Origin of the sequence: Pseudoalteromonas sp. S1610 (assembly GCF_005887465.1) — a bacterium.
Classification (GTDB): Bacteria; Pseudomonadota; Gammaproteobacteria; order Enterobacterales; family Alteromonadaceae; genus Pseudoalteromonas; species Pseudoalteromonas undina.
Window position 1 is genome coordinate 1 of record NZ_PNDI01000137.1, and the last position, 346, is coordinate 346.

The following is a 346-nucleotide window of genomic DNA, read 5'->3' on the forward strand; positions in this document are numbered from 1 at the left end:
TTTGATAGCGTGCGCGGTAATATAGGGGTACGTGTTGTACGCACGACAACCATGACATCATCAACCGATCTATACACATAATTGCTGGATCATACTGACGATGAAAGCGGGCAGGACGGTAACCGGAGACCATAGAAGTGATAAAGATTATCCACTCAGTACTCAAGAGAATACCCAACCCCAAATTTTACCAAGCTTTAATATTGCAAGGGATGCCAGCGAAGATATTGTTGTGCGCGGCCCGATTGCTAAAGTAATGTCTCGCCCTGATTATTCCGATTTAGGCGCACAACAACGCTTTACGTTTGGCTCAGATGAGTGGGCCGACGACAGGTCAGAATTTAAT

The 346-nt window shown here is 45.7% G+C and carries 1 pseudogene; it reads left to right on the forward strand.

Going from position 1 to position 346, the window contains the following annotated elements:
• Window positions 1–346: pseudogene (locus tag CWB77_RS18125) on the forward strand (TonB-dependent receptor); the annotation flags it as partial.